Genomic DNA, 23,223 nt, shown 5'->3' with positions numbered 1-23,223 from the left:
CTAGTCACCTGCCTTCTCTACGTGATCTGTTTTGAGCTGTCCGCTTTCGCAGAGCCAGCATCTGCTGATATGGCCTTCCTCGATCTGGAAAAATCCCGGTTCTTCCTCGCGGCATTTTTCCGAAGCGTATGGACATCGCGGCTCAAATTTGCAGCCTTTCGGCATATATTTCGGGTTTGGAACGTTACCCGGAATCGACTTCAGTTCTTTTCCGGCGTCTCCCAGTCTCGGAATCGATCCCAGCAGTCCCTTCGTATACGGGTGGGACGGATTGGCGAAAATTGTTTTTACATCTCCGCGCTCTACCACGCGGCCGCAGTACATAACGGCAACATCATCGCAGACCTCTGCAACAACGCCAAGATCATGTGTAATAAACAGGATGGATGTACCCGTCTCTTTTTTCAGCTGATTCATCAGATCCAGTATCTGTGCCTGAATCGTTACATCCAGTGCGGTCGTCGGCTCATCCGCAATCAGGATTTCCGGCTTGCATACAAGCGCCATGGCAATCATGACCCTCTGTCTCTGTCCGCCGGAAAGCTGGAACGGATACTCCTTCATCATATGCTCCACACGCGGAACACCCGTTTTCCGGAGCATGTCCTCTGCCTTTTTCAGTGCCTCTTTTTTTGATATTTTTTCGTGCTGCAGAACACATTCTGCCACCTGGTCTCCGATCTTCATGACCGGATTCAGACTGGTCATCGGTTCCTGGAAAATCATGGAAATTTTGCTTCCGCGCAGCTTTCTCTGCTGTTCCTTCGTCAGCTTTACAATGTCATCGCCATCCAGCAGGATTTCGCCATCAGCAATTTTTCCTTTCGTTCCGGTCAGTAATCCCATCACAGAGAGGGATGTCACGCTCTTTCCACTTCCCGACTCGCCTACGATGCCAAGCGTTGCGCCGCGTCGAAGCTCCACATCGACACCGTCTACTGCTTTGATCACACCGCCATCGGTATAGAAATACGTATGTAAATTTTTTATCTCAAGTACGTTATCAGTAGCCACTTCTGCTCCTCCTTATCAATCGGAAAGTTTCGGATCGAGTGCATCGCGAAGTCCGTCGCCTAACAGGTTAAAGCTCAGTACGGTAAGGAAAATCGCAAGACCCGGGAAAATCGTCACATACATTGCGCTCGTCATATAGTTTCTTCCGTTGGAAAGAAGCAGTCCCCATTCCGGTGTCGGCGGCTGTGCTCCCATTCCCAGGAAGGAAAGGCTCGATGCCGTCAGAATGGAAGATCCAAATGACATGGAATACTGTACAATGATGTCCGGAATGGCTCCCGGCAGAATATGGTGAAACAGAATTCTTGCATCGGAAACACCGATGTTCCGTGCCGCCAGGACAAAGACGGAATTTTTCAGGCTCAGCGTTTTGCTTCGGACAAGTCGTGCGAAGGTCGGTGTAGAAAAGACAGCGACCGCAATCACAACGTTTGTCATGCCGCTTCCGAGGATTGCCACGATGGCGATTGCAAGAATCAGTCCCGGAAAAGCGAACAGGACATCGCAGATTCTCATAATAATAGAATCAATCCATCCGCCGTAATATCCGGCCAGAAGTCCGAGAATGGTACCACAGACTGCACCGACCGTAACAGCGCCGAATCCGACTGCAAGTGAAATCCGGGTTCCACAGACGATACGGGAAAACAGATCCCGTCCAAACTCATCCGTTCCAAACAGGTGCTTCATACTTGGTCCCTGCAGAATCGCATTGTAATCATACTCATTGATTCCGTACGGCACAATTTTGCTTCCGAAAAACGCAAGGAAAATGAGAAAAATGATAAAACAAAGCGCAACTACTGCATTTTTCTGTTTTTTAAATTTTCGAACCATCTCAGAAAACGGAGTTTTAATTCTCTCCTGGTTCTCGGTCTGTACTTTTTTCTTTTCTTTCATTCCACTCATCTCCTACTGAAGTTTAATTTCCGGATTCAGAACCGCATAGAGGATATCGACAATCAGGTTGATGACGATAAACTGCAGCGAAAAGATCAGAATCAGGGACTGGATTGCCGGATAATCTCTGTAATTGACCGATTCAATCAGAAGGGAGCCAAGGCCAGGATAGGCAAATACCGTTTCTGTGACAACAGAACCTCCCAGCAGAAAGCCGAACTGCAGACCCACAACCGTCACGACGGAGATCATGGAGTTGCGGAAAACATGCTTCCAGATCACAACCTTTTCTTTGATTCCTTTTGCTCTTGCTGTTCTGACGTAATCTTCTTTTAAAACCTCAATAATGGAGGATCTTGTAAATCGTGCGATCACGGCTGCAATTCCGACGCCGAGCGTGATCGACGGCATAATCAAACTTTTCAGGCTTGTTCCGCTTGTTGTCGGCAGAATTCGCAGTTTTACCGCAAACAGCATAATCAGCAGAAAGCCGATCCAGAACGAGGGGAGTGAAATACCCGAGACCGCAATCGTCATTCCGGTATAATCCTGCCATTTTCCCCGGTGTGTTCCGGACCACACACCAAAGAGCACACCAACAACCGAGCTCCACAGCAATGTGACAAATGCCAGACGGACGGTATTTCCGAATCTTCCCGCAATTTCCTTTGTAACCGGCTGCTTTGTTCGAAGGGAGGTTCCGAGATTTCCTTTTAAAAGTCCTGTCACGTAGGTAACATACTGTGTCGGAATGGATTTATTGAGGCCAAGCTCTTCTCTTACTGCCTCTACGTCATCCTGTGTTGCCTGCTCTCCTGCAACGAGTCTCGCCGGATCTCCCGGAATCAGGCGGACAAAGAAAAATACAAATGTAACAACAATAATCAGTGTGGGGATCGTACCCACAATACGCTTCAGTATATATTTTGGCATATTGTATCTCCTACTTTCATGCTTATCCTACAGGTACAATCCCACGGATCACTGCCTGCTTTCCTGTTTGTAAGAAACCGGCGCCCTCTTTTGATGGAAGGACGCCGGGGTCTTTTTCATATCCTTATTTCAGTCTGCCGTTATTCGGCTGCCATTCTGGCATTTCTCATGCCGATGCTTCCATCGCCTAACAGATATACTCCGGTAATGTTGTTGCTGGTTGCCCAGATGTTTTTATCGTTTGCGATGCAGAGCAGCGGGAGATCCTTCCATACGATATCCTGTACTTCTCCATAGATCTCACCACGTTTGTCTTCATCTGCAGTTGCAAGACCGTCTTTGAGAAGCTGATCTACTTTTTCATTCTCATAGTAGCTGATATTGTAGCTCATCGGCGGCTCAGACTCGGTTGCCAGCATCGGACGAAGTCCCCAGTCGGCATCACCGGTGGAAGTAGACCATCCGCTTAAGTAGCAGTCAACCTCGGCATCTGCTCCTGCGCAGTCAGCTCCCTGAACCTTTTCATTCAGAACGGCACTTTCCATTCCGTTCAATTCCAGATCAATACCAACCTCAGAAAGCTGCTGTTTGTAGAACTCTGCTTTTTTCTGATTTGCTGTCGTGTTGCTGTACATCAGTGTTGTGGTAAATCCATCCGGATATCCTGCTTCCTTTAACAGCTCTTTTGCTTTTTCCGGATCGTAGGAATACGGATCATTTCCTTTGTAGTGCTGTACTGCTTCTCCTACCATAGAAGTTGCCACAGAACCGTAACCGTTCATAACAACCTGGATATATGCCTCTTTGTTGATTGCATAAGCCATTGCCTCACGAACCTTAACATCGTTGAACGGTGCTTTCTGTGTATTCATGAAGAAGTACCATACGGTGATGCTGTCGCCCATTCCAACGGATACGTTGCTGTCACCTTTTAAGGTGTCAACGCTTTCGGTCGGTACAGACCACATAATCTGTGCGTCACCTGCCTGAACTGCAGATACACGGGTAGCACTTTCTGCAACCGGTTTGAATGTGATGCTCTTAAATCCTGCATCTGCATCTGCCAGAGCAGTTCCGCCGCAGACGTCTGCGTCATATCCCCACCAGTCTTTGTTCAGCTCTACCTTCATATGGTCACCGGCAACCCACTCAACAAATTTGTACTGGCCGGTTCCTACCGGTGCCTGTGCACAGGCATCTTCTCCTGCTTCAATCTGTTTCGGGCTCATGATCAGCGTAGCCGGATGTGCCAGGTTGCTGATGAAAGCACCGAATGACTGTGATAAATAAATTTTAACGGTATAATCATCTATCTTCTCTGCATGATCCAGAACATTGCAGAGGAATGTAGTACGTTTCAGTCCAAGGCTCTTGTCTGCCCATTTATTTACGTTTGCAATCAGGGCATCTGCATTCCACGGAGTTCCATCGGTAAAGCTTACGCCCTCACGAAGATGAATCGTATACTCGGTTGCTTCATCATTTGCTTCATAGCTGGTTGCCAGCATCGGAATGATCTGCATATTCTCATCGAATCCAAACAGACCGTCCATCATCATTCGCTGTACACCACCGGAAAGTGTATCGGAAGTATCCATCGGATCCATGGTGGTAAAGTCTACAGCTACCATTGCCGTAACATCAGAATCCTGGGATACCGACTCGCCTGCCGGAATCGTGATGGTATTCTCCGTACCTGCTTCTGAACCGGATGAGGTCGATGCAGCGGATGCTGTTGATGTGCTCTTACTTGTGTCAGAAGAACCTGTCGATCCACATGCTGTCAGTGCCAGTGCCGTTGCTGCTGCAACCAGAGCACGCATTACATGTCTTTTTTTCATTGTTGTCTCCTCCTTTTCTGCAAGTGTTGCTGTTTTCTTTGTTCTTTCTTTTCACAGATAACAGAACCATGATATAAAAAAGAGCAAAGATGCCTTACCTTTTTTTTACAGCCCCTTTGCTTAATCGGTATTATAGATGTAATGCGTCACTATGTCAAAGCATTCTTCTTGATTTTTTCTTTTCTTTTTTGTCTTTTTGCATTTAGGTTGTTTATTTTCGTCAAAAATGATATAATTATCCTAATTTTTAACCCATTACCACTTTTTAGCAGGAAAAGAGGTCCCTTTATGAACAGAAAACAAAAGCTTGGCAACGTATTGATCATTTCTTCCCGGAAACGAATGCTTTCCGAATTTCAGTCTTATCTTCACTCCGTGCTCGGTGAATATCTCACCTTCAACACCCTTTTAAGAGAGCAGGCCACAGACCCCTCTCTCTTCCGGGGATACCAGTGCGTCCTTTTTCCAAGCGTCCGCGCCATGGAAACCTTTCCGCTTACCCTTGACTCCTCCATTTTGCAGCTCCCCTGCGACCGCGTTTTCAACCATATGTTCCTGGATAAAATCATTCAGATTCCGCCGCACGAACGTGTCTATCTGGTAAACGATGATAAATATTCCACGCTCGCTATCATTTCCCAGCTTGAGGAATGCGGCATCACACAATATGACTTTGTTCCGTTTTATCCCGGATGCAAGGATACCGAGTCTGACATTCAGTTTGCCATCACCGCCGGCGAGCCGCAGCTCGTTCCTTCCCGCATCCCCAATGTGCTGGATATCGGCAACCGTATCATCGATATTTCCACTATTTTACAGCTCTGCGAATATTTCAACATTCCTCTGCAGACCGTAAACCGTGTATCGCGCAATTATGTCAATCAGATTCTTCACACCGTCAAGACCTCAGAAACTTACTATACAAATTATGTACAGACCGAACAGCTCATGCAGGTTATCCTGTTCTCTCTTCCCATTGGCATCTGTCTGTTTGGTGCGGATGGCCGCATTCAGTTCATGAACGCTAAATTTGCACATGCCTTCTCGCTTCCTTCCTCCAACTTTGAAGGACAGCCTTTTTCGGAATGTCTTCCGCCTGCCTACGCGGACACTGCTTTCGACCGCAACGGTGACTGGACCATTCTCCTTTCGGATCAGAAAACACAGATCACGTTAAGCGTTCTCTCTATGGTTTTTCCGGATACAGAGCCTGTTTTTCTTGCGTTTCTTCCCGAGAGCAGATCCACGGAAATGTCGGTACCGAAAGACGAAAAAACGGAAGAAAGCACTTTTTTCGCTTCCTCCCGTACCTTTTCCCTTTCCCTGTCCCACGCAGATTCCGTCCAGAATCTGATGGCGCAGGCCAGACATCTTGCACTTTTTGATTTTCCGATTCTGATCCAGGGAGAAAGCGGTACACAGCGCAGGACACTCGCACGTGCGATCCACAATTTTTCGCGCCGCCATCATTATCCGTTTTCCGTTCTTCATTCTCCGGGAAATGATCTGACCGAAGCCTCCCTGCTCCGGCTTCTTGCCGAAACCAACCATGGCACACTCGTTCTTTCCCAGGTGGACCGTTTTCCGCTTTCCATTCAGGATCTGCTGGTCAATGTTCTTACCAATGTTCATGGTAACTTCTTTTCCGCACCGGAAACCCGCCGTTTCGATGTGCGGATCATTGCTATTGCGGATGATAACCTTTACAAAAAAGTAGAAAAAGGAACCTTCCTGCGGGAACTTTTTCACCTTTTAAGTGCTTCAGAGCTTCAGACAGTCCCGCTCCGCAGACGCAGGGAGGATATTCCCGATCTTCTCAATTACTTTCTGCTTCAGTTTTTCCACAACACCGATATGACCTGCGACCGGATCTTTTCGGAAGGGCTTCTGCGCTTTCTGAAGGAATATGCGTACCCCGGAAATATTCATGAGCTGTACAATCTGTCCTGCAGCCTGTTTACCCGGTACAGCAGCCATAAGCTGCAGCTTTCCGATCTGCCGACATACCTCCGTTCCCGCCAGATGGCTGACGTTTCCCTCACCAACCTTCAATATCAGGTTCTTTCTTTCGTATCGACACATCCAAAAGCAGGCCGCCTGGCAATCAAAAACGGACTGGCCGACGGAGAAACCTTTGTATCCGAAGCGGCTCTGCGCACCGTACTCGGAGAGCTTTCTTCCGCCGGTTATCTCATCGTGCACCGGACAAAAGGCGGATGTGAAATTTCCGAGCTGGGGCGTATGGTTCTGGAAAAATAATTTATTCCGGGAATCCCGGTATTTCCAGAAACTCGGCAAGGCTGCGGTATCTGGCTCCGTCCAGGCCTCTTTTTTCCTTTGCGGTTACCATAGAGTTCAGGATCGCTTCCTCCACAGCCTCTGCCGCTGCTTCAAATGCCTCGTTGATTTTTTCTTCTTTTATCCGGGCACACACTTCCACCTCACATGTACTCTTTGTGTCTACGCGGTTTGCTGTTGTAAATCCGATCATGATTTCACCGCTTCCGTGGCCGGTGTAGGCTCCTGTTCTGGCGATTCCAACTCCACAGCGGCGGATAATCCGGTACAGCTGCCGCTCCGATACCGGAAGGTCTGTTGCCAGAACCGTCATAATTGATCCCCGGTCTTCGGCGCTGCTTCCGCATTCTTCCTTCCGGATCCGCTCCAGAATCTTCTCTCCTGCCGGTTTTCCACTGATTTTCAAATCTCTGGTTGCCCCGAAATTTGACTGTACCAGAACACCAATGGTATATGTTTTTCCGTCAAGCACCAGCGTGCGGGATGCTGATCCGATTCCCCCTTTCAGCCCATAGCAGATAGTTCCTGTTCCGGCACCGATATCACCTTCCGCAAAGTCTGTATCCGCCTGCTCCAGTGCCTGATACAGCTCTTTTTCCCCCACTACCCGGTTACAAATCTCATTGATTCTCGAATCATTACATTCTCCGACAACCGGATTGATAGAAAAAACATCTTCCCCTTCTTTTTTGGTCTGCTGTATCATCCAGGAAATCATGGCATCCGCCACTTTTCCGACATTCAGTGTATTGGTCAGGGCAATGGGCGTTTCAAGAGTTCCGAGCTCCTGTACCTGCACAAGACCGCACGTTTTCCCGAAACCATTATGCACATAGGCAGACGCCAGGTACTTTTTCAGAAACGGATTGCCTTCTCCCGGCACAATCACCGTCACTCCGGTATGCTGATTTCCACTTTCCACCGTCGCATGGCCTACCCGCACACCGGGCACATCCGTAATTTTGTTTCGCGGTCCGTTTTCATGATGTCCGATCCGATATCCGTAATCGCTGATTCTCTTCTGTCTCATCCTGTTTCCTCCTCTTTTTATGATGTACTCCCGGAATTTTTCAGCTCGCGCAAATACAGGCACAAAAAAAGACTCCGAAGATACATTTTTCTCTCACTTTACGCTCTCTTCTCTCTTCTGTCCATACCTCTTCCCACAATTTTTCTTCTTTTCTTTATATTTTTTCCATTTCTTTTAGAATTTGGACACACTTTGCTCACATATTCCTTTTATAATAAAGCTCGGATAGTTGATAAACCACTCACTATCTCCCCCCTCATAAAAAGATGGCGATATACTTTTGTATATCGTCATCTTTGTTTTTACTGACAAAAACGCCCCCGGGCGGAAAACGTAACCACTTCCGTTTTCCGCCCGGGGGCATTCTTTCTTCCTTTTTGCTCAGGCCTCTGCAGCAGCTTCCTCTGCTTCCGCTTCTGCCATCGCCTGTTCGTACTGTTTCAGGATAATGGTCTGAATTTTTTCTCTGGTTCCGGAGTTGATCGGATGTGCGATATCGCGGTACTCCCCGTCCGTAGCCTTACGGCTCGGCATTGCGATGAACAGTCCTTTTTCTCCTTCGATTACCTTAATATCATGTACGACAAATTCGTCATCGATTGTGATAGACACAACCGCCTTCATTTTTCCTTCTTTTGTTACCTTGCGTACTCTCACGTCTGTAATGTTCATAAACTTTTATGCCCCTTTCACCCCATAATCAGATGGCGTATCTTTCGTTTTTTTCGACAACAATTTTGATGCCGTCCTCCCCACAGTGATAGGAGTTTGCACGGATGGTGTCCCTGCTCTCCACAATACAGTTTTCAATGTGAGTGTTGTCTCCGAGATATACATCATTTAAGATGATAGAATTTTTAATCACACAGTTGTTTCCAACATATACCTTCTTGAACAAAACAGAGTTCTCAACCTGTCCGTTGATGATACAGCCGCTGGATACAAGAGAATTTTTCACTGTGCAGCCAGGATTGTATTTTGCCGGCGGAAGATCGTCGATCTTGGAGTAGATGCCCGGATACTGTCCGAAGAAGTAATCTCTTACCTCCGGTTTCAGGAAATCCATGTTGGTTCTGTAATAGGAATCTACGGTAGCAATGTTGCTCCAGTAGGTATTGATCTTGTATCCGTAAATCCGTTTCAGGTTTTTGTAACGGATTAAAATATCCTTTACAAAGTCGTAGCGGTCTTCCTGTGCGCTGCGCTCAATCATTTCGATCAGCTGGCGACGGCGGATGACATAGATACCGGTAGAGATCACGTTGGAGCTCGAAACCATCGGTTTTTCCTCGAACTCCTCGATGCGGCAGTCCTCATTCATCTTCAGGACGCCGAAGCGGCTGGTATCTGCTTCCTTTGAATCCGTGCATACCACGGTAACATCCGCACGTTTTGCAATATGGTATTCCAGTACCTTATTGAAATCCAGTTTGTATACGCCATCTCCCGATGCGATGACTACGTACGGTTCATGGCTGTTTTTCAGCCAGCTCAGGTTCTGACTGATCGCGTCTGCCGTTCCACGGTACCACCAGCTGTTATCTGATGTAACGGTTGGAGAAAATACAAACAGACCGCCATGTTTTCTTCCGAAATCCCACCATTTGGAAGAGCTCAAATGTTCATTTAAGGATCTGGCGTTGTACTGTGTCAGGACAGCCACCTTCTGAATATGAGAGTTTGCCATGCTTGACAGCGCAAAATCGATGCTGCGGAAGCTGCCTGCGACCGGCATAGCTGCAACGGCTCTTTTATTGGACAGCTCTCTCATTTTGTTGTTGTTACCGCCTGCAAGAATAATTCCCAATGCTCTCATATTACTCACCGTCCTTTTCTACAATTGCTCCGCCGGACGGAAGTGTGCCATCCGGGTAATCCTCAAGGGAAGTTTCGCCGGAAATGCAGACATTCTTTCCAATGGTTACGCCATCCGGAATGACTGCCTTTTCTCCAACGGTCACAAGTCCGAATCCGTAAATATTCGGTTTTAAGACGTTCGGCGCTTCCTCGCCAACGCCCATCACAACATGCTTGCCGACATGTACGTTTTCTGCAATAATGGCCTTATTGACCTGGGTTCCCTCGCCGATTGTGCTGTGGCGCATAATAATAGAATCTCTTACAACAACACCCTTTTCAATGCGCACATCCGCACCGATGACGGAATTATGTACCTCTCCGTAGATTTCAGCGCCCTCGCCGATAATACAGCGGTCGACGACAGCGTCCCCTGAAACATACTGCGGACGGATGATATCACCTTTGGTATAGATCTTCCAGAACTCCTCATATAAATTGAATTCCGGAATAATATCGATCAGCTCCATATTTGCTTCCCAGTATGAGCCAAGCGTTCCGACATCTTTCCAGTAGCCGTTGAACTCATACGCAAACAGACGTTTTCCGTTGTCGCGGCAGTACGGCAGAATGTGTTTTCCGAAGTCACAGCTCGGCTGATCCTTCAGGGCTGTCAGAGATTCCTTTAATGCTTTCCAGCTGAAAATATAGATGCCCATAGAAGCGAGGTTGCTTCTCGGGTGCTCCGGTTTTTCTTCAAATTCGGTAATTCTTCCGTTTCCGTCTGTGATCATGACACCGAAACGGCTCGCTTCTTCGATCGGTACCGGCATACATGCGATGGTCACATCTGCGTGATTTGCTTTGTGATAGTCAAGCATCACCTCGTAATCCATTTTGTAAATGTGGTCGCCGGAAAGAATCAGAACATATTCCGGATTGTATGTTTCCATATAAGCCATGTTCTGGTAAATTGCATTTGCTGTTCCTGTATACCATTCACTGCTTGTACTTTTTTCGTATGGCGGCAGAACGGTTACACCGCCTTCGTTTTTATCGAGATCCCACGGAATGCCGATTCCGATATGGGTGTTCAGCCGCAGCGGCTGATACTGGGTCAGTACGCCTACCGTATCAATTCCTGAATTGATACAATTACTGAGCGGGAAGTCGATGATTCGATACTTTCCGCCAAATGCTACTGCCGGTTTTGCCACTTTCTCCGTGAGCACACCGAGACGGCTTCCCTGGCCGCCTGCCAGCAGCATTGCTATCATCTCTTTCTTAATCATGCAATCACCTCTTGTCGTATCTAAAGATTTGCAGTAACTGTAAGAATGTACGGCATACTTCCTGTCTGCCTTCAGAAATGATCCCCTGTCGGTCCTGGCTTTTCATATCCACGCACTTCTTTGATAACTACAAGGTAAATTATACCACACTTCCGTCACATTGTGAACGTTTTTTATAATTTTTCTTTATTTTTTTCTTATATTTTATTACTTTTGACTATGCATTTTTCAACCTGTCAGAACCGCATCATGATTTTCAACAATTTTCGACAAACCGTTTATTATTTTTTTACCAGTTTTTGTCATTTCCCGTCGTTTTCATTTTGCAACATTGCATTTTGCACATGATCTGCTCCATAATGTTTATCTATTATTTTTTATTTCATTTTCATTTTCCTGTGCTTTTTTTCTTTTACTTTTCCGGCAAATACGTGTATACTATTAGCCAGAACAGTTCCGGCCGGATTCCGGGGAAACGGCTTTGGATTTTACTCTGTTCTTTCCTATGATTAATTGAGAAAATTTCCCCAATTCAGTGAAAAGACACATTGAAGGAGATACTATGTACGAAGTAGATTTCAGTAAACCAATCCATATACATTTTATCGGCATCGGCGGCATCAGCATGAGCGGCCTTGCTGAAATTCTTTTAAAAGAAAATTTTACGATTTCCGGTTCCGATGCAAAGGAAAGTGACCTGACCCGCCACCTGACTTCTCTTGGCGCGCAGGTTTTCTACGGCCAGAAGGCGGAAAATATCATTCCTGGCATCGACCTTGTCGTTTACACCGCAGCGATCCACCCGGACAACCCGGAATTTGCCGCCGCCAAAGCTGCCGGCATTCCGATGCTGACCCGTGCTGAACTGCTTGGACAGATCATGCGCAACTACAATACGCCGATCGCCGTTTCCGGTACCCACGGAAAGACGACGACAACCTCCATGCTCTCCCACATTCTGATGGCAGCCGACTGTGACCCAACGATTTCTGTCGGCGGTATTCTTCCGTCCATCGGCGGAAATATCCGTGTCGGCCATTCCGAAACTTTCCTGACCGAAGCATGTGAGTACACCAACAGTTTCTTAAGTTTCTTCCCGAAAATCGGCATCATCCTCAATATGGATGCGGATCATCTTGACTTTTTTAAGGATATTGATGATATCCGCCATTCCTTCCGCGAATTTGCCCGTCTGCTCCCGGCCGACGGCATGCTGATCATCAACGCCGATACGCCGAAATACGATTACGTAACCGAAGGCCTTGGCTGCAAAATTGTCACCTACGCGCTGGAGAATCAGGCTGTCGCTGATTATACCGCTGCCAACATCACCTACGATGAGTTCGATCACCCGTCCTTCGACTGCATCTGCCGTGGCGAGCTGCGCGGTCGCTATACGCTGATGGTTCCGGGACTTCACAACGTTTCCAACGCCCTGGCTGCCATTGCACTGGCCGATGAACTGCAGCTGCCGGAAAACGCCATCCACGAAGGCTTTGCCACCTTCCGCGGAACCGACCGCCGTTTCCAGTATAAGGGTACATACCACGGAGCAAAGGTGATCGACGATTATGCGCATCATCCAACCGAAATCCGTGCAACGATGGAAGCCGCTGAAAACTGTGCGCACAGAACACTGTGGTGCGTCTTCCAGCCGCATACCTACACCAGAACGAAAGCGCTGCTCGATGATTTCGCTGCCGCTCTTTCCCTGGCAGACCATGTGGTTCTCGCCGATATTTACGCAGCCAGAGAAACCGATACGCTCGGCATCTCCTCCAAAGATATCCAGGAACGCATTGTAAAACTCGGCACTGCCTGCGAATATTTCCCATCCTTTGCGGAAATCGAAAACTATCTGAACGAAAATCTTGCCGAGGGCGACATGCTGATCACCATGGGTGCCGGAGACGTTGTAAAAATCGGTGAGGAGCTTCTTGCTTCCGAAAAATAAAATCATTCTTTCGCTTTACCTGCTCCCTGTGGAAAATGGAGTTTTCCTTTTTTCCACAGGGTCTTTTTTTGCTCCGAATCCACACAATCTGTCTTTTCGCCAAATAGTTACGCACATTTTTATTCACAGCTATTTTCCTGTATTTTCGCCTGTTTTCAGAGTTATCCACATTGTCCACAATTTTATACACATTTTTACGATCCACACAATGTGGATTTCCTGTGTATAACTTTGTTTACATAACGATATCACCAGAAAGTCCTATACTTCCCTGTTTTCCTCCATTTTTCAACATTTTTGGTAGATGATAATATTTCACAAAACGGATTTCTCCACATTATCCACATTGTCCACAGTCCTTTTTCATCCACCGTGCCTTTTTCCCGGAATGTTTTTTCCGCAAAACACCTATTCACTTGTCGAAAATACTGTGTTATACTTGGTTGTGTATGAGAAGGCAAGACGTATAATAAAAAACAGATCGCTAAAAGTAAAAATCTGCCGCACGATAAGAACAGGATGGTGTAATTTTGAGTATGCTGACATTAAACAATGACTGCCTGGCCAGTGTGACTGCTGTGCCGGATCTTTTTCTGGAACAATATATGCCCGCAGCCAACGGAGAATTTGTAAAAGTGTACCTTTATCTGCTGAAGCTGGTCAAAGACCATCAGCAGGATTCCACTCTGTCATCGATGGCAGATTTTTTTTCCTGCACGGAAAACGATATCGTCCGGGCGCTGAAATACTGGGAGAAGCAGGGACTCCTCTCGCTCTCCTACACCACTGGGGAAAGCGTTCCGACCGGAATCGCCTTTCTGCCGCTTGTCCGGAAGGAAGAAAGCGGAATCCTTCCAACACCGGAATCCTCGATTTCCGGCCCGATTGCGGCTGCACCGGCTGTTTCTGCTGTATCCGTTGAAATCCCGCAGACGGAACAGACCCCGGCTCCATCACCACAGCCGGCCGTTTCTGCCCCATCTGCCTCTTCTCCGGCAGATGATCTTTCCAGTTCCGGTATTTCCGGACAGTCAGTAGAAAAAAAACACGCTCCCGGCAGCCGCGAAGAACTGCAGCACGTTCTTTACGTTGCGCAGACGTATTTCGGTCATCTTCTGTCGCCAACGGAAATCGAATGCATCATGTTTTTCTATGATGATCTCCACTTTTCCGCGGATCTTCTGGAATACCTGGTGGAATACTGTGTTTCGAAGGGAAGCACCAGCATCCACTACCTGAAAAAGGTAGGACTCGCCTGGCAGGAAAGCGGAATCCGCGATGTTGCCTCTGCCAAACAGGAGACCACGACATTCAACAAACATTACTACACAATTTTGAAAGCATTCGGCATCCGCAACCGCGCACCGGTGGAAAAAGAAGCCGAGATGATGGACCGCTGGCTGAATACCTACGGTTTTACGATTGATCTTATCACCGAAGCCTGTCAGCGCACCGTTTCCAAGATCGGCCAGCCGAGCTTCCAGTACGCGGAAGGCATTCTCTCCAAATGGAAGGAACAGGGCGTCCGCTCCATGGCAGACGTCGAACAGCGCGATGCGGAGCACCAGAAAAGGAAGAAAACCGCTTCTGATCAGAATGCGGCACGAAAAACCGCTCCTGCTGCTTCAAGTAACCGCTTCAACAATTTCCATCAGAGAGAATACGACTACCAGAAGTTAGAAGAACAGCTTCTGAAATAACGCCCGGAGGACGAAACAACTATGGCACTGACAAACCCGCAATACGATGCGATTATGCGCATGTACAACGAACGGCAGCTCCGCCACCAGAGAGAACAGCAGGAGCACATCCGCATTGCTTATGAAAAGATTCCGCGCCTTGCGGAAATCGACGCCGAGATTGCATCCCTCTCGGTTCGGAAAGCAAAAGCGATGCTGAACGGAGACGCTTCCATGGATCTCGACCTGAATGCTGCCATCCGTGACCGTTCCCAGGAACGCGCGGCGCTCCTTTCCATGCACGGCTACCCGGCAGACTATCTCGAGCTGACGTATGACTGCCCGCTCTGCCGCGACACCGGCTACATCAACGGCACGCAGAAATGCGCCTGCTTCAAAAAAGCTGCCGTCGATCTTCTGTACCGGCAGTCCAACGTGGAGGAGCTTCTGAAAGCCGAAAATTTCAGCCAGTTCTCTCTGGATTACTACTCGGACAGCCTGACCAGTACCGGAACACCGCTCACTTCCCGCGAGGCCGCTGCTGCCGCGCTCGAAAAAAGCCAGGCGTTCGTCCGCAATTTCGGCTCGTCGTTTGAAAATCTCTTCTTTTACGGCGACACCGGTGTCGGAAAAACGTTTCTTTCGCACTGTATTGCCCGCGAACTGATCGAGCAGTCGTTCTGTGTGATTTATTTTACTGCATTTGATCTGTTTGACCTGTTTGCACGCTACACCTTTTCCAGTTCAGAAGAAGCAAAAGACGCTCACGCCAATATCTTTGACTGCGATCTTCTGATCATCGATGATTTAGGTACGGAACTGACCAACAGCTTCGTCTCTTCCCAGCTCTTTCTCTGCATCAACGAACGCATCCTGCGGAAGAAATCGACGATCATCTCCACGAACCTGCCCCTTGACCGCTTCATGGAGACGTACTCGGAACGTACCTTTTCACGAATTTCAAGTAACTACACCATCATTAAACTTTTTGGAAACGATATTCGGATCCAGAAAAAACTTTTGGGAGGAACCAAAGCATGAGTAAGGGAACTGAAGGACATTTTGACACACTGCCAATCGGAAGACTGGGACTGATCCCGCTGAACAGCAGCGCCGCACTTGGAAAAAAGGTCGACGATTATCTGGTCAGCTGGAGAAAGGGACGCGGCAATGAATTTGCGGAAAAATATGTCGCTGCCTATGAAGGATATGAGCGTGACAGCTACATTATCCAGTCTCAGGTTCCGCGTTTCGGTTCAGGCGAGGCAAAGGGTATCATCAACGAATCTGTCCGCGGTGACGATATCTACATTCTGCTCGATGTCTGCAACTACAGCCTGACCTATTCTCTGTGCGGCTACACCAACCACATGTCTCCGGACGACCACTTCCAGGATCTGAAGCGTGTCATCGCAGCCATCGGTGGAAAAGCCCGCAGAATCAATGTCATTATGCCATTCCTGTATGAGAGCCGCCAGCACAAGAGATCTGGAAGAGAGTCTCTCGACTGCGCACTTGGTCTGCAGGAGCTGACTGCTATGGGCGTAGAAAACATCATCACCTTCGACGCTCACGACCCGCGTGTCCAGAACGCGATTCCGCTGCATGGATTTGAAACCATCCAGCCGGCTTACCAGTTCATCAAAAACATCCTGCGCAATGCACCGGATATGAAGCTCGACAAGGATCATCTGATGGTCATCAGCCCGGATGAGGGCGGTATGGGCCGTGCTATCTACATGGCAAACAACCTCGGTGTTGACATGGGTATGTTCTACAAACGCCGCGACTACTCTACCATCATTGACGGACGCAACCCGATCGTTGCCCATGAGTTTCTCGGTGCTGATGTCAAAGGTAAGGATATGATCATCATCGACGATATGATCTCCTCCGGCGAGAGTATGCTGGAAGTTGCCAAACTCTTAAAGGATCGTGAGGCACGCAACATCTACATGTGCTCGACCTTCGGACTGTTCACCAGCGGACTGGAGAAATTCGACAAGGCTTATGAGGAAGGACTCTTCACAAAAGTTCTGACCACCAACGTCGTATACCAGACACCGGAGCTTCTCTCCCGCGAGTACTACATCAGCTGCGACCTGAGCAAATATATCGCTCTCATCATCGACAAGCTGAATCACGATGCCTCCATCAGCGGACTGCTGGATCCGGCGGATCGTATTCAGAAAGTTATTAAGAAATTTAAGAATCACGAGAAGATCTGATATTCCAGGGTTCAAAGTTCGAAAGCTGTTCGTGCTTGCACGATAAAGCGTTCGAATTTGGAACCCGCCAAACATGAGGACGTAGCGCCAGCGGATTCCGAATATTTGCAGAATCGCGGAACAATTCGTGAATATCCACAAACGCCGAAACTGTCACGAAAACGGTTTCGGCGTTTTTTTATATTTTTAGCAAATTCTTGCTAGTTTTTTCTTTTTTCGGCTGTATAATGAAATTACATTGTACGACGAAGGAGGTATCACACATGCAATTTGGACATTTTGATGATGCGAAAAAAGAGTATGTCATCACAAGCCCGAAGACTCCGCTTCCGTGGATCAACTATCTGGGATCTGAGAACTTCTTTTCTCTGATTTCCAATACCTGCGGCGGATACAGCTTCTACAAGGACGCAAAACTTCTGCGTCTGACCCGTTACCGTTATAACGATACGCCGCTCGATCAGAACGGACGCTACTACTACATCAAGGACGGCGATACCGTCTGGAACCCGGGCTGGCAGCCGACCCAGACGCCGCTCGATTCCTACGAGTGCCATCATGGCCTTGGCTACAGCCGCTTTGTTTCTTCCAAAAACTTAGTTGCCGCTGAACTGACCGCTTTTGTTCCGCTGGCAGATTCCTGCGAAGTAAACCGTCTCATGCTGACCAACAACGGCACCGAAGAAAAAACACTGGCTCTGACTTCTTTTGTAGAGTTCTGCTTCTGGAACGCCGTGGACGATATGACCAACTTCCAGAGAAACTTCAGCATCGGCGAAGTTGAGATTCAGGGTTCTGAAATTTACCACAAAACTGAGTACCGCGAGCGCCGCAGACATTACGCTGTTTATGCAGTCAACTGCCCGATCGACGGATACGATACCGACCGCGACGCTTTCCTTGGCGCTTACCGCGGAAATGACCGCCCGGAGACCGTTCTGCGCGGCACTGCAGGCAACACCGTCGCCAGCGGATGGGGTGTGATCGGTTCCCACCACATCGACGTTACCTTAAAACCAGGCGAGTCCCGCTCCTTTATCTTTGTTCTCGGCTACTGTGAGAATGCAGCGGATGACAAATGGGAAGCTCCTGGCGTGATCAACAAAAAACCGGCAAAAGAGATGCTCTCTCACTATCAGACCGACGAGCAGGTTGACGCAGCACTTGCAGAGCTTGCTTCCTACTGGGAAGGCCTGCTGGCAAAATATGCGCTCTCCTGTGCAGATGAAAAACTGGGACGCATGGTCAACATCTGGAACCAGTATCAGTGTATGGTTACCTTCAACATGTCCCGTTCTGCATCCTACTTCGAATCCGGCACCGGCCGTGGTATGGGCTTCCGTGATTCCTGCCAGGATCTGCTCGGCTTCGTTCATCTGATTCCGGACCGCGCAAGAGAGCGTCTGCTCGATATCGCTGCTACCCAGTTTGAAGACGGAAGCGCATATCACCAGTATCAGCCGCTGACCAAGAAAGGAAACATGGATATCGGAAGCGGCTTCAACGATGACCCGCTCTGGCTGATTGCCGGATGCGCCGCCTACATCAAAGAGACCGGAGATTTCTCCATTCTCGATGAGCAGGTTGATTTCGACAACGATTCCACCAAGGCACAGCCTCTGATGGAGCACCTGAAACGTTCCTTCGACTTTACCGTAACCCATCTCGGACCGCACAAACTGCCGCTGATCGGCCGTGCAGACTGGAATGACTGTCTGAACCTGAACTGCTTCTCTGCAGAGCCGGGCGAACCGTTCCAGACGACAGGACCTTCCGAGGGACCGGTTGCTGAGTCCATTTTCATCGCCGCTATGTTCGTAAAATACGGCAAAGAGTACGCAGCCATCTGCCGCCGCAGAGGCAATGAGGAAGAAGCTGTTTACGCAGAAAAAGAAGTCGAAAAAGTTTACCAGGCAGTCCTTGATGCAGGCTGGGACGGCGAATGGTTCCTGCGTGCGTATGACGCTGCCGGCGAAAAAGTCGGATCAAAAGAGTGTGAGGAAGGCAAGATTTTCATCGAGCCACAGGGCTTCTGCGTTCTTGCCGAAATCGGCGTAAAAGAGGGTCTGGCCGAAAAGGCTCTGACTTCCGTAAAAAATATTCTGGAAACCAAGTACGGTGTCGTTCTTCTGCAGCCAGCTTACACCAAGTATTACCTGAATCTTGGTGAGGTTTCCTCCTATCCGCCGGGATACAAAGAGAATGCTGGTATCTTCTGCCACAACAACCCATGGATCTCCATCGCTGAGACCGTTGTCGGCCACGGAAACCGCGCATTTGATCTGTATCGCAAGATCTGCCCGGCTTATATTGAGGACATCAGCGAGATCCACCGCACCGAGCCGTACGTCTACTCTCAGATGATCGCCGGAAAAGACGCTGCTCATTTCGGTGAGGCAAAGAACTCCTGGCTGACCGGTACTGCCGCATGGACTTTTGTCAATGTTTCCCAGTACATCCTCGGCATTCAGCCGGATTACGACGGACTGACCTTAAATCCGTGTATTCCGTCCAATATGGAAGAGTTCAAGATCCGCAGATACTTCCGCGGTGCATGGTATAACATCACCTTCCAGAATCCGGAGCACAGGGAGAAAGGTATTTCTTCCCTCACGGTAAACGGAACCGCAGTAGAAGGAAATCTGATTCCGCTCACCGAAGGCTGCACCGAATATGATGTTGTTGCCGTAATGTAATTTTTCAAATTTCAAATCTCCATAAACATAAGGCGAGCCCCGGAAAGCACAACTGCTTTTCCGGGGCTCGTCCCTTTTATTCTTATTTTTTACTGCAGCTGCCGTCTCTCTCTGACACCGGAAAGATCTTTGATGACCTCTCCCGCCAGAATCAGTCCTGCTACGGACGGCACAAACGCTACGCTGCCCGGGATATCACGCCGCTCCGTGCATTTTCTTGCAGCTCCCGGAGGACAGATACAATTTGTCCGGCAGCTGACGCTCATATCCTCAAGCGGACGGAGGGATTTTTCCTCTGAATAAACCACTTTCAGTTTCTTCACGCCGCGTTTTTTCATCTCACGACGCATGACCTTTGCCAGCGGACACATGTTCGTTTTATAGATATCCGCCACGCGGAACTTCGTCGGGTCCAGCTTGTTTCCGGCTCCCATGCAGCTGATGACCGGCACATTGCACGCTTTGGCGCGCATGATAATCTCAATCTTCGCTGTCACCGTATCGACAGCATCCACCACGTATGAATACTTCGAAAAATCAAAATCGTCCGCATTTTCCGGCAGATAGAAGCATTTGTATACCTCTACCTCCGCTTTCGGATTGATATCCAGAATGCGTTCTTTCATTACGTCTACTTTATATTTTCCGACACTGCTTCTCGTCGCAATAATCTGACGGTTGATGTTGGTGAGGCAGACCTTGTCATCGTCTACCAGCACAAAATGGCCGACACCGCTTCTTGCCAGCGCCTCCACGGTATAGCCGCCCACGCCGCCGATACCGAAAACAGCAACAGTTGCATCCGCCAGAAGATCCATGCTCTCCTGTCCGAGCAGAAGCTGTGTTCTGGAAAACTGATTCAATGCCATTTGTTTTCCTTCCTCCTTGTTTATAATCTCTACTACAATAATAGGTTATTTGCTTTTGTCTGTCAACACCTTACGGAACCAGCTCTGCGGAAACTCAAAAACAAAGAGAATGCCAAGCACAATCGCAACTGCATCCTTCAGGGTCAGAAATCCTCTTGCACCGGCGCGCTCCAGATCATTGGTTACCACGTAAAAAGCAGTCCAGTAGATGCCGCTTCCCGGCACCAGCGGGAAAATACCCGCAATCAGAAATACCGTTACCGGACAGCGCTTGTACACCGCAAAGCTGCGCGACAGAAGGATGACGAGCACCGTTGCAAAAAAGATGGACACCGGCTCTGTCGCATGCGGAAGGATCAGTTTATAGCAGATCCAGCCGCAGGCACCTGCCAGTCCGCAGTACAGGTAGTATTTCCGCGGCACCTGAAACAGCAGCGCAAACGCAATCGTTCCGACGCAGGCGGCAAAAAATTCCGCAATTAAACGAATGGTATCACTCATAGCTGCAGCCCTCCCGCCAGTTGATGATATCCTGTGATAATCAGTCCGACGCCAAGCGCAATACAGAATGTCACAAGCAGCGCATCGAGCATCCGCACGGAACCCGCGATGTAGTCCTGATCCGCAATATCACGGATGGCGTTCGTGAAATTGACACCGGGCACCAGCGGAATAATCGAACCGATGATGACCTTGTCCAGATGATGGCCGATCCCCGCCTGATACAGAAAAACGGCAATCAGTGTGACAAGCGCGCCGCCGGAAATATTCGTCGCAATTTTTGACATTCTGCCGCGCAGCAGGTACAGCAGATAGAAGTACAGAACAAAGCCCGACAGAAATGCTACCATGCTGTCCACCACATCGCCGCCGAACAGAAAACAGAAGCACGCGCTTCCGACACCGGATGCAAGCACCTGGTGCCATCTTGGTTTGTCCGGCATCCGCTGAATGTCGAGCAGCCAGGCCTTCGCCTCTTTCGGCGCGTGTAGCCCCTCCTCGATTTCGCGGGAGAGCTGGTTGACTGCCGTTACCTTGTCGAGCCGCGCCGCCGACAGCGGAATGTGACGCACGCGGGCAAATTCCTGCTTTTTTCCACTCTCAGCAGTCAGGAAAATACCACTGCTCAACACAAACGCATCGCTGGAGTTGACGCCATACGCCCGCGCAATGCGGTCGATCGTCTCCTCCACACGGAAGATTTCCGCGCCGCTCGCCAGCAGGATGTCTCCCGCCAGCGATGCCACATCAAGCGCTTCTCTCGTCGATTCTGCGTTCATCTTTGTTTTCCTCCTTTTTCAAAACCGTATACCCATTTTCCTTTCAAAAACAGATACAGGAAAATGACAGAACTGATACTCCAGGTCAGCGGGTAAGCCCAGAAAATCACGCGGATATCCGGGATCAGCCGGACCGTCACGGTAATGTAGCTGACGCGGAACAGGCACCAGACACAGAGCATGACAACCATGGGAACCGAAGCGTGCCCGGAACCGCGGAGCACAGCCGCGATGCAATGAGAAAATGCCAGCAGAAAATAAAACAGTGCAATCGTTCTCGCCTGCATCACGCCGCAATGGACAACGGCCGGATCGCTGTTAAACGCCGCAATCAAAGTCGGTGCGGCTGCATAGATCACAAACCCGATCAGCTCGGCGATGGTAATGGAACAGAGAATGCCAAACCGCGCTCCTTTTTTCGCCCGGTCATACTGTTTTGCACCGAGATTCTGGCTGACAAACGTCGTCAATGCCATCGTAAAGCATGTAACCGGAAGGAATGCAAAACCCTCGATTTTTGCATATGAACCGCAGCCTGCCATCGCCATTTTCCCGAATGCATTGATGTTCGTCTGCACGAAAACGTTTGCGATCGAAATAACCGAGTTCTGGAAACCGGACGGCACACCGTTGCGGATGATTTCACCGAGCGCTCTGCCATCGAAGCGGATTTTGCGGATGGAAAGACGATACTCTTCCTTCGTCCGCAGCAGATGGATCATACAGAGAATCGCACTTGTAAACTGGGAAATTACCGTTGCAAGCGCTGCCGCACCGACCCCAAGGCCAAGGCCGCCGATAAAAAGCAGATCGAGCGCAACATTGATGCACGATGACACGATCAGATAGATCAGCGGGTGGCGGCTGTCGCCGACAGACTGCAGAATGCCGACGAAAATGTTATACATGATAAAACCGAGAGAGCCTGCAAAATACGTACGAAAATATTCGACCGACTGCGGCAGGACATCGGACGGCGTTCCCATCAGCACGAGGATTTTCGGCGCCAGATACATGCCAAGCACCGTCAGCGCTGCACCGGCCGCCAGGCCGAACGCCACGGTCGTATGGATCGCTTTCTGCAGATCTTCCCGGTTTTTCGCTCCGTAATACCTTGCAATGACGACGCCTGCGCCCATTGCGATACCGTTAATAAAACCAACCATCAGAAAGATCAGATTGCCCGAAGAGCTGACCGCTGCCAGCGCGTTGCTTCCCAGAAAATTTCCTACAATCAGCGAGTCGGCCGTATTGTACAACTGCTGGAACAGATTGCCAAGGAACAGCGGGATCGCAAACAGAATCATCTTTTTTGAAATACTGCCCTCCGTCATTCTTGTTTTACTTTCTGTACTCATTCGTAAAAACCCCCATTTCTTTTTCGTACAGTCAAAACCGGTCATCCGCAGGTT

At 49.0% G+C, this 23,223-nt stretch carries 18 protein-coding genes; 6 read left to right on the top strand and 12 right to left on the bottom strand.

Features of this window, described 5'->3' with window-relative positions:
• The 4 genes from DXD02_RS10315 to DXD02_RS10300 form a co-directional block, all read right to left on the bottom strand.
• Complete coding sequence (locus DXD02_RS10315) at nucleotides 1-1,014, bottom strand: ABC transporter ATP-binding protein (protein WP_055219240.1); 1,014 nt, start codon at nucleotides 1,012-1,014, stop codon at nucleotides 1-3.
• Nucleotides 1,015-1,029: 15 nt separating this feature from the next.
• Nucleotides 1,030-1,914 carry an ABC transporter permease subunit gene (locus DXD02_RS10310; protein ID WP_117509918.1) on the bottom strand — a complete coding sequence of 295 codons (885 nt, stop codon included), beginning with the start codon at nucleotides 1,912-1,914 and terminating at the stop codon, nucleotides 1,030-1,032.
• A 12-nt stretch (nucleotides 1,915-1,926) separates the two neighbouring features.
• The gene (locus DXD02_RS10305) at nucleotides 1,927-2,847 is read right to left on the bottom strand and encodes an ABC transporter permease (protein ID WP_022463233.1); all 921 of its coding nucleotides are present in this window, start codon (nucleotides 2,845-2,847) and stop codon (nucleotides 1,927-1,929) included.
• 140 nt (nucleotides 2,848-2,987) lie between these two features.
• Nucleotides 2,988-4,688, bottom strand: a complete 1,701-nt coding sequence (locus DXD02_RS10300) for a glutathione ABC transporter substrate-binding protein (RefSeq protein ID WP_117509919.1) — start codon at nucleotides 4,686-4,688, stop codon at nucleotides 2,988-2,990.
• A 288-nt stretch (nucleotides 4,689-4,976) separates the two neighbouring features.
• On the opposite strand from DXD02_RS10300, the gene DXD02_RS10295 reads away from it, so the two are divergent.
• On the top strand, nucleotides 4,977-6,947 hold the full coding sequence (locus DXD02_RS10295; RefSeq protein WP_158555000.1) for a sigma 54-interacting transcriptional regulator: 1,971 nt from the start codon (nucleotides 4,977-4,979) through the stop codon (nucleotides 6,945-6,947).
• A gap of 1 nt (nucleotide 6,948) precedes the next feature.
• Here DXD02_RS10295 and DXD02_RS10290 read toward each other — a convergent pair whose 3' ends face one another.
• The 4 genes from DXD02_RS10290 to DXD02_RS10275 all read right to left on the bottom strand — a co-directional run bounded on the left by DXD02_RS10290 (nucleotide 6,949) and on the right by DXD02_RS10275 (nucleotide 11,105).
• Nucleotides 6,949-8,016: a P1 family peptidase gene (locus DXD02_RS10290; RefSeq protein WP_117509921.1), complete on the bottom strand. Its 1,068-nt coding sequence runs from the start codon at nucleotides 8,014-8,016 to the stop codon at nucleotides 6,949-6,951.
• A 381-nt stretch (nucleotides 8,017-8,397) separates the two neighbouring features.
• Complete coding sequence (gene spoVG, locus DXD02_RS10285; RefSeq protein ID WP_022463229.1) at nucleotides 8,398-8,688, bottom strand: septation regulator SpoVG; 291 nt, start codon at nucleotides 8,686-8,688, stop codon at nucleotides 8,398-8,400.
• Nucleotides 8,689-8,716: 28 nt separating this feature from the next.
• On the bottom strand, nucleotides 8,717-9,832 hold the full coding sequence (gene glgD / locus DXD02_RS10280; RefSeq protein ID WP_055226716.1) for a glucose-1-phosphate adenylyltransferase subunit GlgD: 1,116 nt from the start codon (nucleotides 9,830-9,832) through the stop codon (nucleotides 8,717-8,719).
• 1 nt (nucleotide 9,833) lies between these two features.
• Nucleotides 9,834-11,105 (bottom strand): glucose-1-phosphate adenylyltransferase, encoded by a 1,272-nt coding sequence (locus DXD02_RS10275; protein WP_117509922.1) that lies wholly within the window; start codon nucleotides 11,103-11,105, stop codon nucleotides 9,834-9,836.
• 562 nt (nucleotides 11,106-11,667) lie between these two features.
• Here DXD02_RS10275 and murC point away from each other — a divergent pair.
• From murC to DXD02_RS10250, 5 genes are all read left to right on the top strand, one after another.
• Nucleotides 11,668-13,059 (top strand): UDP-N-acetylmuramate--L-alanine ligase, encoded by a 1,392-nt coding sequence (murC, locus tag DXD02_RS10270; RefSeq protein ID WP_022463226.1) that lies wholly within the window; start codon nucleotides 11,668-11,670, stop codon nucleotides 13,057-13,059.
• Between the two features lie 536 nt (nucleotides 13,060-13,595).
• The gene (locus DXD02_RS10265; RefSeq protein ID WP_117509923.1) at nucleotides 13,596-14,759 is read left to right on the top strand and encodes a DnaD domain protein; all 1,164 of its coding nucleotides are present in this window, start codon (nucleotides 13,596-13,598) and stop codon (nucleotides 14,757-14,759) included.
• A 21-nt stretch (nucleotides 14,760-14,780) separates the two neighbouring features.
• Nucleotides 14,781-15,779 carry an ATP-binding protein gene (locus tag DXD02_RS10260; protein ID WP_055219220.1) on the top strand — a complete coding sequence of 333 codons (999 nt, stop codon included), beginning with the start codon at nucleotides 14,781-14,783 and terminating at the stop codon, nucleotides 15,777-15,779.
• Nucleotides 15,776-16,966 carry a ribose-phosphate pyrophosphokinase gene (locus DXD02_RS10255; protein WP_022463223.1) on the top strand — a complete coding sequence of 397 codons (1,191 nt, stop codon included), beginning with the start codon at nucleotides 15,776-15,778 and terminating at the stop codon, nucleotides 16,964-16,966. Before DXD02_RS10260 ends, DXD02_RS10255 begins: the two co-directional genes overlap by 4 nt.
• 263 nt (nucleotides 16,967-17,229) lie before the next feature.
• Nucleotides 17,230-19,662, top strand: a complete 2,433-nt coding sequence (locus DXD02_RS10250) for a GH36-type glycosyl hydrolase domain-containing protein (RefSeq protein ID WP_118666817.1) — start codon at nucleotides 17,230-17,232, stop codon at nucleotides 19,660-19,662.
• An 89-nt stretch (nucleotides 19,663-19,751) separates the two neighbouring features.
• Here DXD02_RS10250 and DXD02_RS10245 read toward each other — a convergent pair whose 3' ends face one another.
• The 4 genes from DXD02_RS10245 to DXD02_RS10230 are packed head-to-tail and all read right to left on the bottom strand — an operon-like array spanning nucleotide 19,752 to nucleotide 23,169.
• Nucleotides 19,752-20,531: a tRNA threonylcarbamoyladenosine dehydratase gene (locus DXD02_RS10245; RefSeq protein ID WP_118666816.1), complete on the bottom strand. Its 780-nt coding sequence runs from the start codon at nucleotides 20,529-20,531 to the stop codon at nucleotides 19,752-19,754.
• A 45-nt stretch (nucleotides 20,532-20,576) separates the two neighbouring features.
• On the bottom strand, nucleotides 20,577-21,032 hold the full coding sequence (locus DXD02_RS10240) for a threonine/serine exporter family protein (protein ID WP_118666815.1): 456 nt from the start codon (nucleotides 21,030-21,032) through the stop codon (nucleotides 20,577-20,579).
• Nucleotides 21,029-21,811, bottom strand: a complete 783-nt coding sequence (locus DXD02_RS10235) for a threonine/serine exporter family protein (protein ID WP_055265622.1) — start codon at nucleotides 21,809-21,811, stop codon at nucleotides 21,029-21,031. The genes DXD02_RS10240 and DXD02_RS10235 overlap by 4 nt, the downstream gene beginning before the upstream one ends.
• Entirely contained in the window at nucleotides 21,808-23,169 is a 1,362-nt protein-coding gene (locus tag DXD02_RS10230) for an MATE family efflux transporter (protein WP_118666826.1), read from the bottom strand. The genes DXD02_RS10235 and DXD02_RS10230 overlap by 4 nt, the downstream gene beginning before the upstream one ends.
• Between the last annotated feature and the right edge of the window lie 54 nt (nucleotides 23,170-23,223).

Origin of the sequence: Blautia sp. TF10-30, assembly GCF_003481245.1 — a bacterium.
Classification (GTDB): Bacteria; Bacillota; Clostridia; order Lachnospirales; family Lachnospiraceae; genus Fusicatenibacter; species Fusicatenibacter saccharivorans.
Note: the sequence above shows the minus strand (reverse complement) of the source record. Positions and strands in the feature narration are given on the sequence as shown.

What these genes read in the sequence shown, in the direction of transcription:
- DXD02_RS10310 (WP_117509918.1), bottom strand. Translation starts at nt 1,914, where the DNA reads ATGAAAGAAAAGAAAAAAGTACAGACCGAGAACCAGGAGAGAATTAAA.
- DXD02_RS10305 (WP_022463233.1), bottom strand. Translation starts at nt 2,847, where the DNA reads ATGCCAAAATATATACTGAAGCGTATTGTGGGTACGATCCCCACACTG.
- DXD02_RS10300 (WP_117509919.1), bottom strand. Translation starts at nt 4,688, where the DNA reads ATGAAAAAAAGACATGTAATGCGTGCTCTGGTTGCAGCAGCAACGGCA.
- DXD02_RS10295 (WP_158555000.1), top strand. Translation starts at nt 4,977, where the DNA reads ATGAACAGAAAACAAAAGCTTGGCAACGTATTGATCATTTCTTCCCGG.
- DXD02_RS10290 (WP_117509921.1), bottom strand. Translation starts at nt 8,016, where the DNA reads ATGAGACAGAAGAGAATCAGCGATTACGGATATCGGATCGGACATCAT.
- spoVG (WP_022463229.1), bottom strand. Translation starts at nt 8,688, where the DNA reads ATGAACATTACAGACGTGAGAGTACGCAAGGTAACAAAAGAAGGAAAA.
- glgD (WP_055226716.1), bottom strand. Translation starts at nt 9,832, where the DNA reads ATGAGAGCATTGGGAATTATTCTTGCAGGCGGTAACAACAACAAAATG.
- DXD02_RS10275 (WP_117509922.1), bottom strand. Translation starts at nt 11,105, where the DNA reads ATGATTAAGAAAGAGATGATAGCAATGCTGCTGGCAGGCGGCCAGGGA.
- murC (WP_022463226.1), top strand. Translation starts at nt 11,668, where the DNA reads ATGTACGAAGTAGATTTCAGTAAACCAATCCATATACATTTTATCGGC.
- DXD02_RS10265 (WP_117509923.1), top strand. Translation starts at nt 13,596, where the DNA reads ATGCTGACATTAAACAATGACTGCCTGGCCAGTGTGACTGCTGTGCCG.
- DXD02_RS10260 (WP_055219220.1), top strand. Translation starts at nt 14,781, where the DNA reads ATGGCACTGACAAACCCGCAATACGATGCGATTATGCGCATGTACAAC.
- DXD02_RS10255 (WP_022463223.1), top strand. Translation starts at nt 15,776, where the DNA reads ATGAGTAAGGGAACTGAAGGACATTTTGACACACTGCCAATCGGAAGA.
- DXD02_RS10250 (WP_118666817.1), top strand. Translation starts at nt 17,230, where the DNA reads ATGCAATTTGGACATTTTGATGATGCGAAAAAAGAGTATGTCATCACA.
- DXD02_RS10245 (WP_118666816.1), bottom strand. Translation starts at nt 20,531, where the DNA reads ATGGCATTGAATCAGTTTTCCAGAACACAGCTTCTGCTCGGACAGGAG.
- DXD02_RS10240 (WP_118666815.1), bottom strand. Translation starts at nt 21,032, where the DNA reads ATGAGTGATACCATTCGTTTAATTGCGGAATTTTTTGCCGCCTGCGTC.
- DXD02_RS10235 (WP_055265622.1), bottom strand. Translation starts at nt 21,811, where the DNA reads ATGAACGCAGAATCGACGAGAGAAGCGCTTGATGTGGCATCGCTGGCG.
- DXD02_RS10230 (WP_118666826.1), bottom strand. Translation starts at nt 23,169, where the DNA reads ATGAGTACAGAAAGTAAAACAAGAATGACGGAGGGCAGTATTTCAAAA.